At 74.4% G+C, this 15,158-nt stretch carries 20 protein-coding genes; 7 read left to right on the top strand and 13 right to left on the bottom strand.

What is annotated here, in order from left to right:
• The first annotated feature begins 14 nt into the window (after positions 1–14).
• Positions 15–167, top strand: coding sequence for a hypothetical protein (locus I601_RS21130; RefSeq protein WP_157519979.1), 153 nt, complete (start codon positions 15–17; stop codon positions 165–167).
• Positions 168–248: 81 nt separating this feature from the next.
• Here I601_RS21130 and I601_RS08570 read toward each other — a convergent pair whose 3' ends face one another.
• Both I601_RS08570 and I601_RS08565 read right to left on the bottom strand, forming a co-directional pair.
• Entirely contained in the window at positions 249–539 is a 291-nt protein-coding gene (locus I601_RS08570) for an HU family DNA-binding protein (protein ID WP_219633554.1), read from the bottom strand.
• 98 nt (positions 540–637) lie between these two features.
• Positions 638–892 (bottom strand): MerR family transcriptional regulator, encoded by a 255-nt coding sequence (locus tag I601_RS08565; protein ID WP_237089585.1) that lies wholly within the window; start codon positions 890–892, stop codon positions 638–640.
• 194 nt (positions 893–1,086) lie between these two features.
• Between I601_RS08565 and I601_RS08560 the strand changes: the two genes are divergently transcribed.
• On the top strand, positions 1,087–1,518 hold the full coding sequence (locus I601_RS08560) for an Hsp20/alpha crystallin family protein (RefSeq protein WP_068108242.1): 432 nt from the start codon (positions 1,087–1,089) through the stop codon (positions 1,516–1,518).
• A gap of 143 nt (positions 1,519–1,661) precedes the next feature.
• Entirely contained in the window at positions 1,662–3,122 is a 1,461-nt protein-coding gene (locus I601_RS08555) for an HNH endonuclease signature motif containing protein (protein ID WP_068108239.1), read from the top strand.
• 78 nt (positions 3,123–3,200) lie between these two features.
• Here I601_RS08555 and I601_RS08550 read toward each other — a convergent pair whose 3' ends face one another.
• Positions 3,201–3,971: a hypothetical protein gene (locus I601_RS08550; protein WP_068108236.1), complete on the bottom strand. Its 771-nt coding sequence runs from the start codon at positions 3,969–3,971 to the stop codon at positions 3,201–3,203.
• Between the two features lie 188 nt (positions 3,972–4,159).
• Complete coding sequence (locus tag I601_RS08545; RefSeq protein ID WP_068108234.1) at positions 4,160–4,435, bottom strand: MoaD/ThiS family protein; 276 nt, start codon at positions 4,433–4,435, stop codon at positions 4,160–4,162.
• Positions 4,436–4,543: 108 nt separating this feature from the next.
• Here I601_RS08545 and I601_RS08540 point away from each other — a divergent pair, with 108 nt between their 5' ends.
• Together I601_RS08540 and mshD are read left to right on the top strand one after the other, a co-directional pair.
• Positions 4,544–5,272, top strand: coding sequence for a response regulator transcription factor (locus tag I601_RS08540; RefSeq protein ID WP_068108231.1), 729 nt, complete (start codon positions 4,544–4,546; stop codon positions 5,270–5,272).
• A gap of 23 nt (positions 5,273–5,295) precedes the next feature.
• The gene (mshD, locus tag I601_RS08535; RefSeq protein WP_068108228.1) at positions 5,296–6,147 is read left to right on the top strand and encodes a mycothiol synthase; all 852 of its coding nucleotides are present in this window, start codon (positions 5,296–5,298) and stop codon (positions 6,145–6,147) included.
• Here mshD and I601_RS08530 read toward each other — a convergent pair.
• The 8 genes from I601_RS08530 to I601_RS08495 form a co-directional block, all read right to left on the bottom strand.
• A complete protein-coding gene (locus tag I601_RS08530) occupies positions 6,078–6,836 on the bottom strand; it encodes an alpha/beta fold hydrolase (RefSeq protein ID WP_068108225.1) in 759 nt (252 codons plus the stop codon). The genes mshD and I601_RS08530 overlap by 70 nt on opposite strands.
• Positions 6,837–6,946: 110 nt before the next feature.
• Entirely contained in the window at positions 6,947–7,243 is a 297-nt protein-coding gene (locus tag I601_RS08525; protein WP_068108222.1) for a DUF4235 domain-containing protein, read from the bottom strand.
• A complete protein-coding gene (locus I601_RS08520; RefSeq protein WP_084528068.1) occupies positions 7,240–8,358 on the bottom strand; it encodes a YihY/virulence factor BrkB family protein in 1,119 nt (372 codons plus the stop codon). Before I601_RS08520 ends, I601_RS08525 begins: the two co-directional genes overlap by 4 nt.
• On the bottom strand, positions 8,355–8,588 hold the full coding sequence (locus tag I601_RS08515) for a DUF3618 domain-containing protein (protein ID WP_068108216.1): 234 nt from the start codon (positions 8,586–8,588) through the stop codon (positions 8,355–8,357). Before I601_RS08515 ends, I601_RS08520 begins: the two co-directional genes overlap by 4 nt.
• On the bottom strand, positions 8,581–9,006 hold the full coding sequence (locus tag I601_RS08510; RefSeq protein WP_068108214.1) for a phage holin family protein: 426 nt from the start codon (positions 9,004–9,006) through the stop codon (positions 8,581–8,583). The genes I601_RS08515 and I601_RS08510 overlap by 8 nt, the downstream gene beginning before the upstream one ends.
• Positions 9,007–9,092: 86 nt before the next feature.
• Positions 9,093–10,058: a CAF17-like 4Fe-4S cluster assembly/insertion protein YgfZ gene (ygfZ, locus tag I601_RS08505; RefSeq protein ID WP_068108211.1), complete on the bottom strand. Its 966-nt coding sequence runs from the start codon at positions 10,056–10,058 to the stop codon at positions 9,093–9,095.
• Positions 10,055–10,486 (bottom strand): Fur family transcriptional regulator, encoded by a 432-nt coding sequence (locus I601_RS08500; protein WP_068108208.1) that lies wholly within the window; start codon positions 10,484–10,486, stop codon positions 10,055–10,057. The genes ygfZ and I601_RS08500 overlap by 4 nt, the downstream gene beginning before the upstream one ends.
• A 5-nt stretch (positions 10,487–10,491) precedes the next feature.
• Positions 10,492–10,986: a heme-binding beta-barrel domain-containing protein gene (locus I601_RS08495; protein WP_084527354.1), complete on the bottom strand. Its 495-nt coding sequence runs from the start codon at positions 10,984–10,986 to the stop codon at positions 10,492–10,494.
• A gap of 22 nt (positions 10,987–11,008) precedes the next feature.
• On the opposite strand from I601_RS08495, the gene I601_RS08490 reads away from it, so the two are divergent.
• Together I601_RS08490 and I601_RS08485 are read left to right on the top strand one after the other, a co-directional pair.
• Positions 11,009–11,368, top strand: coding sequence for a DsrE family protein (locus I601_RS08490; protein WP_068108202.1), 360 nt, complete (start codon positions 11,009–11,011; stop codon positions 11,366–11,368).
• Positions 11,369–11,374: 6 nt separating this feature from the next.
• The gene (locus I601_RS08485) at positions 11,375–14,125 is read left to right on the top strand and encodes a hypothetical protein (RefSeq protein WP_068108200.1); all 2,751 of its coding nucleotides are present in this window, start codon (positions 11,375–11,377) and stop codon (positions 14,123–14,125) included.
• Here I601_RS08485 and I601_RS08480 read toward each other — a convergent pair.
• Positions 14,106–15,158, bottom strand: a complete 1,053-nt coding sequence (locus tag I601_RS08480; protein WP_068108198.1) for an alpha/beta hydrolase — start codon at positions 15,156–15,158, stop codon at positions 14,106–14,108. The genes I601_RS08485 and I601_RS08480 overlap by 20 nt on opposite strands.

The following is a 15,158-nucleotide window of genomic DNA, read 5'->3' as shown; positions in this document are numbered from 1 at the left end:
CCCAGGGAGAGCCCATGATCGTCACGACCGCACTCATCGTCCTGCTCTGGACGGCCACCTCGCTCGCCGGCGGCATCGCCGTCGGCCACCTGCTCCGCCGCCGTCCGCAGCCGGCGCCCGTACGCCGCGCACCGCAGCGGCCGATCCTGGTGAGGAACGCCGCCTGACGAGAGGCACCACCACCCCCCAACGACGAGGGCCGGGCTCCGCATCAGCGGAACCCGGCCCTCGTGGCGTCAGTGGCTGGATCAGCCGGCGACGGCCTTCTTGAACGCGGCCGCGGCCTTGAAGCCGGGGACGGTCGTCGCGGCGATCTGCATGGTCTCGCCGGTCTGCGGGTTGCGACCCTCACGCGCCGAACGCTCGCGGGGCTCGAAGGTGCCGAAACCGGCGATGCTCACGCGCTCGCCCTTGGCCACAGCCGACACGATCGCCGACAGAGCGGCGTCCACGGCGCGCTCAGCGTCGGCACCGGTCAGGCCGGTCTCCTTGGCCACGGTCTCGCGAAGCTCTCCCTTGTTCATGCAGTTCTCCTTCATCATGTTGCTCGTCTTGGGGTCCGTCGTTCACCGCACCCTAACCAGCAAACACCGTCAAACCGCCACCTGACGGGGGTGAGCCGAGAATTTCTCACTCCTCAGTCGGGTGGCACGACACCTTCGCGCAGCCGTCGGACCTCCTCCTCGAGCACCAGGACCCGGGCGATACCGGCCAGGTTCAAGCCCTCGGCGAGCAGCTGGCGGATGCGGTGCAGGACCTCGATGTCGGCCTCGCTGTAGAGCCGAGTGCCGCCGCCGGTGCGCTCCGGGGTGAGCAGGCCGCGCCTTTCGTAGACGCGCAGGTTCTGCACCTCCATGCGCACCATGTCGGCCGCCACCGAGATCGCGAACACGCCTCGCCCTCGCCCGCTCATCCGCCACCTCCGCCACACCGGTGCTGACTTCTCAGCCACTTCTCAGTCTTCGGGCTTGATTCTGACCTAGATGCCGAGTTACAACAAACCTGTATCCATTGATACAGATCGGCGGACTTACGCAGACCGCCACCCACTCACTCCACCACCCTTCGACGAGCAAGGAGGAAGCCATGCTGCTGCGCACCACCGACCCCTTCCGCGACCTCGACCGCCTCACCCAGCAGCTGCTGGGCACCACCAACCGGCCCGTCACCATGGCGATGGACGCCTGGCGCCAGGGCGACCAGTTCATCATCGAGCTGGACCTGCCCGGCGTGAACCGCGACAGCATCGACCTCGACGTCGAGCGCAACGTCCTCACCGTGCGGGCCGAGCGCGTGAGCCCCAACGGCGACTGGGAGCGACTCGCCTCCGAGCGGCCGACCGGCGCCTTCAGCCGCCAGCTCGTGCTCGGCGACAACCTCGACCTCGAGCGCATCGAGGCGACGTACGACGACGGCGTGCTGCGCCTGCTCGTGCCGGTCGCCGAGAAGGCCAAGCCCCGCAAGATCCAGGTCGGCTCCACCTCGCCCGAGCGCGAGACCCAGGCGATCGAGAGCTGATCAGCCCCACCGACCCTTCTCGAGAGGCGGCCCCACCCACGGCGGGGGGGCCGCCTCTCAGCGGGTCCGCGACCCTCCACCACCTCATCCACAGACTCGAACTGGTGTTCGACAACTGGTCCCGGCGGTGGGAGAATAGGGCCATGACGCTGCTCCAGCACCCCACCGCCGACCGGGCCGACGCCCCGGCGACCGGGGTGCGTGCGAGCAGTAGTGCGAGCCCTGACACGGCCGGGAGCTGGGCCGGCGTGCTGGCCGGGGTGCTGGCCGCCCGGGAGGCCATGGCCACCGCCCGGACCACGCGCCTGGAAGCCACACCTGAGGACGACCTCGCACCCCTGCTGCAACAGCTCTCCGCCCTCGAGGCCGAAGCCGCCGCACTCACCGGCCAGGTCCTCGCCGAGGCCGAACGACGCCACGTCGCCGACCACGCCGCCGCCACCGGCACCGACGCCTGGGCCGCCGCCCTGACCGGGGAGACCCGCGAGGTGCACGCCGGCGGGGTCCGCATCGCCGCCCTGCTCGGCGAGAAGTACCACCACGCCCGCACCGCCTACGCCACCGGCGCCATCACCACCCGCCAGGTCCGCATCATCGTCAACGCCGCCGAACAGGCGCCCCTCGAGACCACTCCTGAGCAGCTCGCCGTCGCCGAGGAGATCCTCGTGGGCAAGGCCACCGGCATCGGCACCCGATCAGGGCGCCCGATGAACGCCAAACGACTGCGCCAAGCAGCCCGCCGGATGCTCGAGGTCATCGACCGCGACCTCGCCGACCGCCACGAAGCCATCATGCTCGGACGCGAATCCCGCCGCGCCAAGCACGAGACCTACCTCGCCCTGCACGACAACGGCGACGGCACCTACTCCGGCAAGTTCACGATCCCCGAGCTCCACGGCTCCCTGCTGCGCACCGCCCTCGAGACCCTCTCCGCACCCCGACGACTCAACAAGGCCCGCACCGGCCCCGACGGGGAACACATCTCCGGCCACGACCGCTCCGCCCCCACCGGAGAAGGCCACGGCCTCTCCGGCTGGGAGCTCGCAGGCCACGCCCTGTGCGAGCTCATCGAGCACCTGCCCACCGACGGCTGGACCGGCGCCAACGCCATCACCCTCCTGGTCACCATGACCGCCGACGACCTCACCCGCGACCTCGCCGCCACCGGCGACCTCGACCCCACCACCTGGCCCGACTGGAAAGGCCCAGCCGAGAGCGGCACCGCGAAGCTCGACACCGGCACCCGCACCGCCGCCGGCGACCTGCGCCGCCTCGCCTGCGAAGCAGGACTCGTCCCCGCCATCCTCAACTCGGAGTCAGCGCCACTCGACCTCGGCCGCACCCGACGACTGCACACCCACCACCAACGAAAAGCACTCGCCCTGACCCACGACACCTGCGCCATCGACACCTGCCAGAGACCCTTCGCCTGGACCGAGATCCACCACCTCATCCCCTGGTCCCACCACGGCGACACCGACCTCGACCTCGCCATCCCCCTCTGCTCCTGGCACCACCACCGCACCCACGACCCCACCTGGCAGCTACGACACCACCCCGACCGCGGCTGGGAACTCACCCGCCGGCGCCGAGCCCCGCGCTGACGCCGAGCTCCGGGGTGCGCCGCAACGCAGAACGGCCGCCCCCGAGGGGGCGGCCGTCCGTGGGAGCTCAATCAGCGATCAGGCTGCGCGGGGCAGGCTGGGGACACCCGGGAGCTCGGGCAGGCCGCCGCCGAACAGGTCGCAGAGCTGCTGCGGGAGACCCGCGTCGCACAGCGGCTGCAGGGGGCTGTCACCGCCGCCACCGGGAGCACCCGGGACGTCCGGCAGGCCGGGGAGGTCGGGCATGCCGCCGGAGGCGGCGTCGCAGATCGCCTGGGGCAGACCGGCGTCGCACAGGGCCTGGATCGGGCTCTCGCCGCCCGGACCGGCGGGACCGGTCGCGGCGTCGCACAGGGCCTGGGGCAGACCGGCGTCGCAGAGCGCCTGGATCGGGCTGTCACCGCTGCCGTCGCCGCTGCCGCCACCGGGCAGGCTCGGGAACGCGTCGCACGCGGCCTGTGGGAGACCCGCGTCGCACAGGGCCTGGATCGGGCTCGTGGCCGGCTGCTCCGGGCCACCCGTGCCACCGCCGGCCTGGCACTGCGCCAGCGCCAGCCCGGCGCGCGCCTGCTTGCGCTCGGCGCGGCGCAGCTGCTTCTGGGCCCGCTTGGTCTTGCCGGGGCGGTCGGCCTTCGCGAGCTTGCGCTCCTTCTTGGCGACCTTGCGGTCGGCGGCCTTGACGGCGGCGCGCTCCTCGGCGCAGTCGGCCCGCGCGGCGCTGGACGCCGAGGCGCCGGACGCGCTGCTGCCGGCGCCGGCACCCGCACTGGCACCAGCGCTGGCCGTGAAGCCGAGCACGAGCGCCAGGGACGCCACCAGCGTCACCAGCACCTTGATCGTCTTGAGCATGAGAGACCCTCCTCCGAGCCGCGACCCTCGCGGGCTCACCAGAGCAACGAATACCCCACCGGGCAGTGACGTGGGTCTCATCGAATACCCCGACGGGTTTTCACACCCCCGCTGACCTGCGAAGACGCGCGAGCACAGGTCTAGACGGGTCCAGCGGCCGGACGTCGCACGAGCCGCCCGACCGCGACTCAGCCGCCCGCGAAGGGCGGCAGGAACTCCACCACCGAGCCGGGCCGCACGACCACCGCGTCCGGGTCGCGGGTGCCGACGGGCTCCTCGCCCACCAGCACCGAGCAGATGCCCAGCACCCGCTCCAGGTCGGTGCCGGGGTGCAGCGCGACCGCGCGGCGTACGACGTCGCTCAGGGGCAGCGGACCGCTCACCTCGAGGGTGTCGGAGCCCGTGCCGGCCGCGTGCTTGGCCCCTGCCCAGTAGTGCACGTGCACCACCTGGTTCTCGCTCACGCTGGAACTCCTCTGTCGCCGCCGGACCACTTGGGTACCATTCAACCCGGATCACCGACCGGAGCCCAACGTTGTGTTCTGGTCCCCCGCACACCGGAGGGACCCGCCGTGAGCACCATCCTGCTGCTGACCAACGCCCTGCAGTCCTCTGCCGAGGTGCTGCCCGGCCTGGGCCTGCTCGGTCATCACGTCCGCATCCTGCCCTCCACCGGCAGCGCACTGCTCGAGGCCGCCGACCTCGACCTGGTGCTCGTCGACGGCCGCCAGGACCTCGCCCACGCCCGCGACCTGTGCCGGCTCATCCGCACCACCGGCAGCGACCAGCCCGTCCTGCTCGTGGTCACCGAGGGCGGGCTCTCGGTCGTCGGCCACGACTGGGGCATGGACGACGTCGTCCTGCACACCAGCGGGCCCGCCGAGCTCGAGGCGCGGATCCGGATCTCGATCGGGCGTCTGAGCGCCCGTCGCGACGCCGACGACCCCGAGTCGCACCTGATCCGCTCCGGCGGCGTGGTGGTCGACGACGAGAGCTACACCGCGCGCATCGGCAAGCGTCCGCTCGACCTGACCTTCAAGGAGTTCGAGCTCCTCAAGCACCTCGCCCAGCACCCCGGGCGCGTCTTCAACCGCCAGCAGCTGCTCCAGGAGGTGTGGGGCTACGACTACTTCGGCGGCACCCGCACCGTCGACGTCCACGTGCGGCGCCTGCGCGCCAAGCTCGGCCCCGAGAACGAGACCCTCATCGGCACCGTGCGCAACGTCGGCTACCGCTTCGTGGTGCCGGCCAAGGACGCGCGCGCCGAGGCGGACGCCCGGACCGTGGCCACCAGCAGCTGAGGCGCGACCGTTACGTTGGGTGGATGGACTCCCTGCAGGACGCCCGCCATATCGAACGGGTGGCCGCGCTCTCGGAGGCCGCTGACGCTGCGGCCCCCCTCGACGAGGCCACACTCATGGCGCTGCGCGACCCGGAGCGGTTCCGCTCCTGGGTCGACGGTGACGCCGTCGCGCTGCTCGTCGACGACCAGCTCTCCCTCGTCGTGGCCCCCGAGGCCCGCGGCACGGGCCTGGGCCGCTCGCTGCTCAAGCGGCTCCTCGACGAGCTGGGCTCCGGCGCCGCGCTCGACGCGTGGTCGCACGCCGACCACCCCGCCGCCCGGCGCCTGGCCGAGCAGAACGGCTTCGAGCGGGTGCGCGAGCTGTGGGTGATGCGGCGGCGTACGTCGCTGGCGCTGCCGCCGCTGCGCCCGCCGGCCGGCGTGCGCATCCGCGCCTACACCGACGCCGACGCCGACGACGTGCTGCGCGTCAACGCCGCCGCCTTCGCCGCCCACCCCGAGCAGGGCGCGATGGACGCCGCCAACCTGGCCGAGCGGATGGGCGAGTCGTGGTTCGACCCGGAGGGGCTGCTGCTCGCCGTCGAGGCCACCCCCGACGGCGACGGGCGGCTGCTCGCCTTCCACTGGACCAAGCAGCACTCGCGCTCGCTGGGTGAGGTGTACGTCGTCGGGGTCGATCCCGACGCCCAGGGCGCCGGCCTCGGCCGCCTCGTCACGCTCGCCGGCCTGCACCACCTCGCCGACCTCGGCGTCTCCGAGGTGCTGCTCTACGTGGAGTCCGACAACGCAGCGGCGATCCGCGTCTACCGCGACAAGCTGGGGTTCTCGCACGCCGCCGAGGACACGCACGTCATGTACCGCCGGTCGCTCTGATCCGCACTGCGGGCCACCTCGGCGACCGCGCCGTGCACCAGGTCGAGCACCAGGTCCGGTGACTCGCTGACCGGGTCCGAGCCCACTCCCGGCAGCAGCAGCCACCGGGCCCCCGGTACCTCGGTCGTCGTGGACCGCAGCCCCGGCTCGGCTTCCCGCCCGACCGCGACCCAGACCGGCACGTCCACGAGCCGCAGCTGCTCGAGCGCCGCGTGCCCCGCCGTGACGGAGGGCGCGACCAGGACCACGCCGGTCGTCGAGGCGGGCTCGGCCCGCGCCATCTCGACCGCCACGCAGATGGCGTCCATCTCGGCCACCAGCAGCAGCGGGCGGTGCTCGGTGCGGCGCAGCGCCCCCAGCAGGTGGGCCGCCACCGCCCCCGGCTCGTCGTCGGCGGGGACATCGGCAAGCGCGTCGGACTGGCCGCAGCCCGGCAGGTCGGGGGCCAGCAGGCGGACGTCCCACGAACCCAGCTGCCCGACCGCGAGCCACGTCTCCGCGCTGGCGCCGCTGCGGTGCAGCAGGACCACCGGCGTCGCCTCGGACGAGCCGCACTCGTAGAGGTGCACCTGCGCCCCGGCGTCGCCGACGTAGCGGCGGAAGACCGGCGCAGCAGCCCAGGCGTCATGCTGCTCCTGGCCCGGAGTGGACTCAGCAGTGGCACGGTCGCTGGCAGCGGGGGGGATCACGGGAGTCCTCGCGAGATCAGAGGCGGAGCCTCAGGGACAGTGGGATGCAGCGGCAGGAAGAAGCCTAAGTCCCTTTACTGACACGTCCTACTCGTCAGTACCGCCGCACCTCAGTCCCCGGGCCACTCACCCGTGGCGCGCTGGAACGCCCGGGCACCCCCGCGGTCGACCAGCGCCTTGACCACGGCGAAGATCGCGCCCTGCACGGCGGCCGCGGCGAGGACCTCCTTCATCGAGTACTCCGACTCCAGGGCCCTCGGCGCGTCGGCTCCCTCGCCGGCGCTGACCCGCTTCCACACCTGCTTGAACACCTGCCCCGCAGCGATGCCGGCCACGATCGAGCTGGTCAGCCCGATCGGGCGGTAGAGCAGCTTGGCCGACGTGCTGGTGCGTTCCTCGTGCCTCATCGGGTCTCCTTCGTCGTCGGGGTGCTGCTGCGGCCTTTTGGGTCGGAGTCACCCACCTCGTCGGGGTCGTCCTCGCGGCCGTGGCTCTCACGCAGGGCCCGCCCCACGGCCACGTCCTCCTCGTGCTTGTCCTGGGCCTTCTCGATGTTGCGGGTGTCGCGCGGCGGCAGCTGCAGCTGCTCCTCGGCGGGCAGCCCCGCCTGCAGCTCGCGGGCCCGCTCGAGCTCGGAGTCGAGCTCGGCGCCGAAGAGGAGCGCCAGGTTGGTCAGCCACAGCCACAGCAGGAAGACGATGACGCCGGCCAGCGAGCCGTAGGTCTTGTCGTAGCTGGAGAAGTTGCCGACGTAGAACCCGAACGCCACCGAGGCCAGCGCCCACACCAGGATCGCCAGCGCCGCCCCCACCGAGATCCAGCGGAACTTCGGCTGCTGCACGTTGGGCGTGCTGTGGAAGAGGATCGCCACCATCAGCACGACGACCGCGACCAGCACCGGCCACTTGGCGATGCTCCACACCAGGACGGCGGTGTCCCCCAGCCCGATCGCCGAGCCGACGGCCTCGGCCGCGGGACCGGTCAGCACCAGCGCCACCAGCACCGAGGCGGCCAGCAGGACCAGGACCAGGGTGATCAGCAGCATCACCGGCCGGAGCTTCCAGACCGGCCTGCCCTCGTCGACCTCGTGGATGCGGTTCATGGCGCGGCCGAACGAGTTGACGTACCCGCTGGCCGACCAGAGCGCGGCCGCGAGCCCGACGACCAGCGCGAGCCCAGCGCCGCTGCTGCGGCTGAGGTCGACCAGCGTGGGCTCGAGGGTGTCGGCGACCGAGGTGATGCCGACGTCACGCATGATCCCGAGGACCGTGCGCGCCGACTCCTGGCCCTGACCGAGCAGGCCCACCAGGCTCATCAGCGCCAGCAGCCCCGGGAAGAGCGCCAGCACCGCGTAGTAGGTCAGCGCGGCGGCGAGGTCGGTGCACTGGTCCTTGCCGAACTCACGTGCGGTCTTGCGCAGCACGTACTTCCACGACCGGCCGGTGAGGTCGTCGGGCGAGTCGGGCTTCGCGGGATGGTCGGGATCGACCGGGCGGTCGGCGACCTGGGCGGTCCCGCTCATCGGCGGCGGCGCCACAGCACGAGCCCGACCGCGAGCACCACGGCCCCGGCAGCGCCGGCGACCAGCGCCGTGCCGTGCTGCTCGCGCACCGACCGGGCCCGGTGGGCCGCTCGGCCCTTGACGTCCGCCTTGGCGCCGAGCGCCTCGATGGTCTCGCCGAGCCGCTCGCGGGTGCGCTCGATCTCCGCCTCGATCTGCTCGGGTGTCTGCTTGTCCTGGGGGTCAGCCACGACGGGCCTCCTTCACGGTCTCGACGTCGCGCTGGACGCTGGCCTGGGTGGCCGGCACCGCCGGGGTCACCTGGTCGACCTGCTTCTTGCCGGACAGGCCCAGCATTCCGGCGACCAGGAAGAGGATCGCGGCGACGGACAGGGCCGCGGCCCAGGAAGGCAGGATGACGTCGAGGGCCAGCACGCCGGCCGCGACCAGGGTCCCGAAGCCGAACCAGGTCAGCACCCCGGCGCTGCCGAGCATCCCGACGCCCAGCCCGGCGTGCTTGACGCTCTCCTGGATCTCGGCCTTGGCCAGGCGCAGCTCGGCGCTGACCAGCTCGGAGGTCTGCTGCGACAGCCGCGACATCAGCTGCGGCGTCGAGAGCGCGTCGACGTCGTCGTGCGGTCCGGGTGCTGCTCCTGGTGTCTGGCTCATGCGTCCACCGTGCCCGGCCGTGCCCGGCCTCACGCCCTCCCCACGGGTGAGAGCCGGTCAAGAAAGCGGGCGGGGGCGGGCGGGGCTCAGCGCAGCTTGGAGCGGAAGTGCAGCCCGACCTCGGGGTCGACCACGACCTCCTGCGCCGCCGGCATCGAGTCGACCTCGAGGGTGGCGTCGACCGGCACGTTGCGCTTGACCATCGCCAGCGCGATCGGGCCGAGCTCGTGGTGGCGCGCGGAGGTGCCGACGAAGCCGACGACCTTCTCGCCGTGGCGCAGCTCGGCGCCCCGCTCGGGCAGCCGGTTCTCGGTGCCGTCGAGGTGCAGCAGCACCAGCCGGCGCGGCGGGCGACCCAGGTTGTGCACCCGCGCGACGGTCTCCTGGCCGCGGTAGCAGCCCTTGTCCAGGTGCACCGCCGGACCGATCCAGCCGACCTCGTTGGGGATCGTGCGGGCGTCGGTGTCGAGCAGGTGCCGCGGCTCGCCGCGCGCGATCCGCAGCGCCTCGAAGGCCCACAGCCCGCAGGCGGGGCCCGCGGCAGCGGCGTACGCCTCGAGCTGGTCGCGCGGGATCAGCTCGTACGTCGTGCCGCTGGAGGAGGCGCGCCAGGTCACGGCCAGCGTGTCGGTGACCTCGCTCAGCTCGACGCGGGTCATGAACTTCATCTTCTCGAGGAACGCCAGCAGCGCCGGCGCCGCACCGGGCTCGGTGTGGGCGACGAACGCCTCGCCGTCGTCGTACCCGCTGAACGCGTGCTCGACGTGGCCCTGCGGGGAGAGCACCAGCGCGTCGGTCCACGCCTGCGGGGCGAGGTCGAGGAAGTGCTGCGTGGTCAGCGAGTGCAGCCAGGTGAGCCGGTCGGGGCCCTCGATGCGCACCACGTCGCGGTGCGAGAGGTCGACGAAGCCCTCGCCGGACTCGAGGGTGCGCTGCTCGGTGTTGAAGGAGCCGTAGTGGGCCGCGACGGGGGCGTCGACGCCGTTGCCGGCGACCGCTCCGGGCAGGGCGAGCAGGGGGCTGGGCTGGTTCGTGGGGGTGGGGATGGTCATGGGGTGTCCTCCTCAGGAGCACAGTCGGCGCAGTGCCCGAAGACGGTCAGGTGGCCGATGTCGGCGGTGAAGCCGTGCTCGTCGGCCAGGCGGTCGGTGAGCCCGGAGGCGACCGCGGCCTCGACCGAGACCACACGGCGGCACTCGCGGCAGACCAGGTGGAAGTGCTCGTGGTCGGTGACGGAGTGGTAGGTCGGGGCCCGGTCGGAGAGGTGGGCGTGGCGCACCAGCCCGAGCCCCTCGAGGACCTCGAGGTTGCGGTAGACGGTGGAGATGTTGACGGCCGAGGAGTGCTGGCGCACCTCGGCGAGGACCTCGTCGGGCGTGGCGTGGCCCAGCTCCTGGACCGCCCGCAGCACCAGCTCGCGCTGGGGCGTGAGCCGGAAGCCGCTGCCGGCGAGGCGCGCCCGGAGGTCGTCGTCGCTCACGGCACTCAGGTCCGCTTGAGCCGCGCCCACAGGTGCGGCTGGAGCTCGTGGCCCGTGGCCTCCATGTCGTAGGCGTAGAGCAGGTCGCCCTCGACGTTGCCGTAGAGCCGGTGGCCACCGGTCACCTCGCGGGCCGACTCGGTGAAGGAGACCCCGGCGGTGTGCAGCTCGATCTTGCCGTCCTCGGCGTTGCCGTACCAGATCTCGGAGATGCCGGTGTTGTGCGCCAGCACCATCTCGACCTTGCCGCGCTCGGGGCAGCGCAGGAACCCGGTCTCCTGGGCTGCGTCGCGCACCTTCTCGCCGTTGGCGTCCACGATCCAGGAGCGCGCGAAGTAGTGCAGGAAGGGGCGTCCGTCCTGCTGGAAGACCAGCTCCTGCTGGTAGTCGAAGGGCTCCATCCCGGGGTAGTCGCCCTTGCCGCTGCCGGTCCAGGTGCCGAGCAGCCAGACGAGGGGGGCACAGTTCAGGTGGAGGTTGGGCGGGAGTTCGATCGGCACCCCTCCACCATAGGCTGCTCCCATGCGCCCCCTCGTCATCAAGGTCACCTGTGCCGCTGGCGACCCGGAGCGGTCCAACCAGGCCTTCACGGTCGCCGCGGCGGCCACCGCGGCCGGCGCGGACGTCTCGCTGTGGCTGACCGGTGACGCCGCGGCGTACGGCGCTGCCACCGGCGGGCCGGACCTCGGGCTGCAGCACGCGACCCCCGTGGCCCAGCTGCTCGAGGTGGTGCTGGCAGCCGGGCGGGTGACGGTGTGCACGCAGTGCGCCGCACGACGCGGGATCACCGAGCAGGACCTGGCGCCGGGCGTGCGGATGGCCGGCGCGGCGGTGTTCGCCGAGGAGATCCTCGGCGACGACGTCCAGGCGCTGGTGTACTAGCCCATCATGAGCACTCCCGGTCAGCCCCCGCCCGAGCCCCGCCGCTGGCTGCGTCGCTCCGCCACGACCACCGTCGAGACCGACCAGCAGGCCGACCAGCCGCCCGCGCCCACGCTCGAGGAGCTCGAGCAGCGCGTCGCCACCCAGACCGCCGCCGCCGACCGGGCCGTCTCGCTGCGCCACTCCGCGGAGCAGGCGGCCGTCGAGCAGGCCGCCGAGCGGCTCGCCGCCGAGGAGGCCGCCCGCGACGCGCTGCGGGCGCGCGCCGAGGCCGACCGGGCCGCGGCCGAGCACGCCACCGCCGCCCAGGAGGCGTACGCCGCCCGCTCGGCCGCCGAGGAGGCGGCCCGGGCCGCCGAGGAGGCCCGGGCGCGCGCCGAGGAGTCGGCGCAGGAGCGCGCCGACGCGCGTGCGGCCGCCGAGCGGGCCGCCCTCGAGGCGACCCACGACGCCGAGGAGCAGGCCCGGCTGCGTGGTGAGGCCGAGGAGACCGCACGGCAGGCCGCCGAGCGGCGCGCCGAGGCCGAGGAGGCCGCCCGCGTCCAGGCCGAGGCGGCAGCGGAGGCGCTGGCGGCCCAGCAGGAGGCGTCGAGCGCCGCCACGGCGGCCGCGCAGGCCGCCGAGGAGGCCATGGCCGCGCGGCGCACGGCTGAGGAGATCGCCACCGCGCACGGCGACGCCGCCACGCACGCGCACTCCGACCGCGAGAACGCCGAGCACGCCGCCCGCGAGGCCGAGGAGCGGGCCGGCGCCGCCGCCGAGGCGCGCACCGCGGCCGAGGAGGCCGCCGCCGAGCAGGCCGCCGCCCGCGAGGAGGCCGACCGGGCCGCCGCCGAGCACGCACAGGCACGCACCCGGGCCGAGGAGGCGGCCGCCGAGCAGGCGCACCTGGCCCGGCTCGCCCACGAGGCCCGCACCGCCGCCGAGGAGGCCGCCCGCGAGCGCGCCGAGGAGGCCGAGCAGGCCCGGGCCGCGCGGCTCGAGGCCGAGGAGGCCGGACGCGTCCAGGCCGGGCTGGCCGACGAGGCCCTCGCCGAGCGCGAGCGCGCCGAGGCCGCCGCCCGCGAGGCGCACGAGGCGGCCACCACCGCCGCGACGGCCCGCACCGCCGCCGAGGAGACCGCCGCCGCCCAGGCCGCCGCCCGCGAGGAGGCCGACCGGGTGGCCGCCGAGCACGCCGCCGCCCGCGCCGCCGCCGACGAGGCCGCCGCCGAGCACGCCCGGCTCGCGCAGGAGGCGCACACCGCCCGCACCTCCGCCGACGAGGCCGCGCTGACCGCGTCCGCCGCCGCCTTCGCCGCGCAGACCGCGCGCCAGGGCGCCGAGACCACCGCCCACGAGCAGGCCCAGGGCGCTGCCCAGGCCGCCCAGGCCGAGCAGCACGCGCACGAGGCGGCCGCCGCGGCCGCCGTCGAGGCCGAGACCGCCCACCAGGCCCGCCGCGAGGCCGACGAGCAGGCCCGCACCCACGCGGAGCTCGCCACCCAGGCGCACGAGGCGCGGGCCGCGGCCGAGGCCGCCGCCCAGGAGTCCGCCGAGGCCCGCCGGGTCGCCGACGACGCCGCGGCCGAGCACGCCCGGCTCGCCGAGGAGGCGCACCAGGGGCGCACCGGCGCCGAGGCGGCGGCCGAGGCGGCCGCCGTACGCCTGAGCGAGGCGCAGGACTCCGCCACCGCCGCCCACGAAGCCGCCGCCGCGCAGGGTGCCGCCGCCGAGCAGGCCGCCACCGCGCTGGCACAGGCGCGGGACGAGACCCGCGCGCACGCCGACTCCGCCCGCGAGGCGCACGAGGCCCGCGCCCAGGCCGACGCCGTGGCCGGCGAGCACGCCCGGCTCGCCCACGAGGCGCACGAGGCCCGCACCGCCGCGGAGCAGGCCGCCCAGGAGGCCGCCGAGGCACGGGCCGTCGCCGAGGCCGACGCCCAGCGGCACGCCGAGCTGGCCGCCCAGGCGGCCCGCGAGCGCAACGAGGCCGAGCAGCGCACCATCGACGTCCTCGAGCAGATGGCCGCGGCCGCGCGCGAGCACGACGAGCTGCTGCGGGTCGCGGTCGGCGCCCGCGAGGACGCCGAGCGGGCCGCCGCCGAGGCGATCGCCGCCCGGGCCGAGGCGGAGCAGGCCGTTGCCGCCCGCTCGGTGGACCGCCAGGCCGTCGAGGCCTCGGTGCGCCACCACGCCGAGCTCGTCGAGACCGCCATGGCCGAGCGGCTGGTCGCCGAGGAGCGCGCCGCGGCGCTCGCCGTGGAGCTGGCCGACGAGCGGACGTCGGTCCGGGAGCGACCCGCCTCCGGCCGGTCGGGCCACACCTCGGCCCCGCGTCCCCGCACCGGGAGCCGCGCAGTCGGGGTCGGGGCCGCCCTGCTCGCCGCCGTCGCCGCCACCTGGGGGGTCTGGGTCGCGCTGGGCACCGGCCCGGGCGACCCCCTCGTCCTGGGGGCGGCGCTGCTGACGGCGCTCCTGGTGCTGGTGGCGTGGCGCTCGCTGCGCTCGACCGGTCGCGCCAGCATCGACGAGGCCGGCATGGTCGACATCGTCAGCGGCGACGCCCACCACCGCTTCGACGCGGCCAACCCGGCCACCGACATCGAAGTCGTCGGCGAGCCCGGGTCACGGGACTGGCAGGTGCTCTTCCACCGCAAGACCCTGCCGCCGGTCGCGGTGACCGCCGACCTGGTCGACGCCGAGGAGTTCCTGGCCGCGCTGCGGACCTGGCGCCCGGGTCTCCAGGCCGGAGAGATCAGGCCAGACCCGCGCTGAGCCGGTGCGCGACCTCGACCACCGCGGCCCGCGACGAGCGGACCGCGCCGGTCATGTTGAGGAACCCGTGGATCTGGTCCTCGAAGCGGCGCAGCTCGACCGCCACCCCCGCCTCCTCGAGCCGGCGGGCGTACGCCTCGCCCTCGTCGCGCAGCGGGTCGAACCCGGCGGTGCACAGGAACACCGGGGCCAGCCGCGCCGCGACCGCGGGAGCGAGGTCGGCGTAGACGGGTGAGATCCGCGGGTCGCGGCGCTCCTCCTCCGACAGCTGCGGGTAGTAGGCGTCGGCCGCGAGGTCGATGAAGCCCTGGGTCAGGTAGAAGCCGTCGCCGAAGAGCCGCAGGCTCTCGGTGTCGCGCAGTGCGTCGGTGCCGGGGTAGACCAGCAGCTGCAGCGCCAGCGGCAGCCCCTCCTCGGCGGCCGCCAGCGCGGTGGCCGCGGCCAGGTTGCCGCCGGCGGAATCCCCACCGACCGCCAGCCGCGCGGTGTCGGCGCCGACCTCGTCGGCGTGCTCGAGCAGCCAGCGGTACGCCGCCAGCGCGTCGTCGTGGGCGGCCGGGAAGCGGTGCTCGGGCGCCAGGCGGTAGTCCACGGACAGCACCCGCACGCCGGCCTCCTGCGCCAGCAGCCGGCACGGCGCGTCGTGGCTGGCCAGGTCGCCGTACACGAACCCGCCGCCGTGGAAGAACAGCAGCAGCGGGTGGGCGCCCGGGCCCTGGCAGGCCTGCGGCACGTAGAGCCGCGCCGCCAGGTCGCCGACCCGCAGGTCGTGCTCCTCGGCGACCTGGTCGTCGCCGGCGACGAGGGCGGTCTGGCGGTTCAGCTCGCGCCGGCCCTGCGCCACGGGCAGCGTCTCGACCGCCGGTTCACGGGCCAGGCGCTGCAGCGCCAGCATCAGGCGTACGTCGTCGGCGAGGGTCTGGGTGTCGCGCACCACCGGCCGCCCGACCCGGCGCTGCACCACCCCGGGCAGGCCGGTCAGGCCACGCAGGGCCGACCGCTCGACGACGTGGCGGACACGGGAGAAGGTCAC

It is taken from the genome of Nocardioides dokdonensis FR1436, assembly GCF_001653335.1.
Lineage (GTDB): Bacteria > Actinomycetota > Actinomycetes > Propionibacteriales > Nocardioidaceae > Nocardioides > Nocardioides dokdonensis.
Note: the sequence above shows the minus strand (reverse complement) of the source record. Positions and strands in the feature narration are given on the sequence as shown.